Here is a 2,124-nt window from a genome sequence, read left to right as displayed (position 1 = left end):
GGTGGAGCAGCTGTCCGCGATCGCGATGCGCTGGACATAAGGATGCCGGAGTCACCCTGGTGAGTGGAATCACCGTTTCTATAACGAGGTGCCATCACAAGGGCGAATCTGCTGTTCACCGCCGGTGTGGATGGTTCTCACTCTTCCGCTCAGTGAGAGCCAAGACACTGCTCGGGAGAAGCCACGGTGGTACCGTCGGGTGGAAAGATTCACTCTCACGGGTGAATAGCGAAGAGCTCCATCCCCCGGGGGTCGCAACCCCGGGACCGCAGGACAGAGCTCTTCGCACCGTTGAACGAAGGCCCTGGTTGATGCCTCAGCTAGGGCCTTTCGTTTTTGTTCAGAACCACGGCTGCTTTTCGATCACCGTGATCGCGAGCCCGGCAACAGCAGTTGCTGCCGACACACGCGCCGCAGTGAACTTCGGGCGGCAGTGGTTCTTCCAACGGTCCATCATCCTCCGAAACAGAGTCTTCAAGACCGTCTCCTTCCCGAGGCTCCGGGGGAGCCTCGTCCACATGGGACCCGGTCCCATCGCCGTGGAGGTGTTCGTGCCTCCAGCTGGGACGGCACGAGCGGTAGAAGCGACACCAATCCTATGTGCGCTTACGGTTCTTAGGCATGGAAGCCAAATACCCACAAATCACCTTCACGGACGGCAAGTTGCCTGATCAGAGCCCCAGCGAGACTCATCAGCATGGAATATGTGGTGAGACTTATGCCACGATTGCCCAACCTTCGTTTATTGTGACATATTGCCAGTTTCCACAGGTCAAGGGTCCGTTCTCCGAATCCAGCGTGCAGCACACGATTAACCGGAGCCTTCGTTTCGAAGGCCATCGAGGGCTGGGCGGAACCCAGCACATGGGATACGGGTACCGACGCCCGAACGCGGCCCGGACTGGGTAACCAGGGGAGCGTGCGTAGCAAAGGAAGCCACCGAAGTCCGTGCCCGCGGCTGTCGCCGCAGGCTTGGGAGCCTTCGGGCTCAGCGTTCCCATGCTCCACAAGTTGATTGGCTGACCGGCAGGGCGGTCCTGCCCAGTCCCCGCCGTGCCTCGAACATCAGGCGGCGCTGAACTGGTGGGCGGGGCTGTCGTGCCACTCCACCCCACTGCGACTCGTCCAGGATGGGCTCAGGGTCAGCGATGCCGGCGCCTTCGAGGACTACGACCAGGTCGTGGTCACTGTAGGCGGTGCCAGGATCCCGTCCCGGCCTCTCAGGCCGCCCGTGCGGGCGAGCCGGTCACCACGATCGGCGCGCTGGCCACGCCTCCCCGCGTGCCCCGGGCCGGTTCGAGGGGCGAGCCGGCCCGGGGCAGTTAGGGAGGGACGCCGATCCAAGTTGAACCGGGCCGGGCCGCCGGGGCGCGGGTCGTACATCGCCCGACCACCGCAGCGTGAGCGAGCGCCGCTGGCGGCCGTACAGACCGAGTAGGGCCAGGACGGGGTCTCCGTGTCCGGGCCCCGCCATCGTGCGATTACACTCTGGCGTTCCAAATGGCTAATGGGGCCGCCGCGGGGTGGCGGGGCACGAGACGGATCCGGGTCTCCGCGTGCCGAGGAAGCACGTCGAGTCGGTACCGAGAACGGTGCCGACTCGACGTATCGGTGGGCGCCGGCCAAAGCGCCTGCCCGAAGTCCTGAAACGGATTCGGGCTTGCGACCAGGAGCCGTCAGGAGGACACCAGCGGCTCGCCGTCGGTGTCGTGCTGGGAGCAGCGTCTTTCTGATATGGCCTCGGCTGCAAGTCGGCCGGAACAAACGGTGGGCCGCCACGGACGCGGCAGGCACAGAACCCGTCGTCGTCATGCCGCCTTTCGCGAGTCTGTAAGGAGGCGGATTTTGCGGCGAGGCTAGGAACACCAGCGGGGCCAGCAAGCCGCACATCGGACAAAAGGCGCCCGGTGCGGGGCGGTGAAAATCCGGAGCGTGGAAGGCTGTGTGCGTGCCGCACAGCCCGCTCGTGGCAGGGCCAACTGTCCATGGACTGTGCGACTTTGCGACCAAGTAGCCTGGGCCCTGGCGCGCTGCCGGCGGTCCCCCGTCAGGACGGAGTCCTGCGCACCATGAGCGACCTTCCCCCTCCCCGTACGGTCGGCCCTGTCCCGGACTGTCCCTGTC

The 2,124-nt window shown here is 65.1% G+C and carries 1 protein-coding gene; it reads right to left on the bottom strand.

What is annotated here, in order from left to right; translation table 11 throughout:
* Positions 1-340: 340 nt before the first annotated feature.
* Positions 341-478 carry a hypothetical protein gene (locus BBH68_RS42495; protein WP_158080414.1) on the bottom strand — a complete coding sequence of 46 codons (138 nt, stop codon included), beginning with the start codon at positions 476-478 and terminating at the stop codon, positions 341-343.
* Positions 479-2,124: the final 1,646 nt, after the last annotated feature.

This window comes from Streptomyces sparsogenes, from assembly GCF_001704635.1.
Taxonomy (GTDB): Bacteria; Actinomycetota; Actinomycetes; order Streptomycetales; family Streptomycetaceae; genus Streptomyces; species Streptomyces sparsogenes.
The sequence above is the reverse complement of the archived record's forward strand: the minus strand, read 5'-3'. Positions and strand labels throughout refer to the sequence as shown.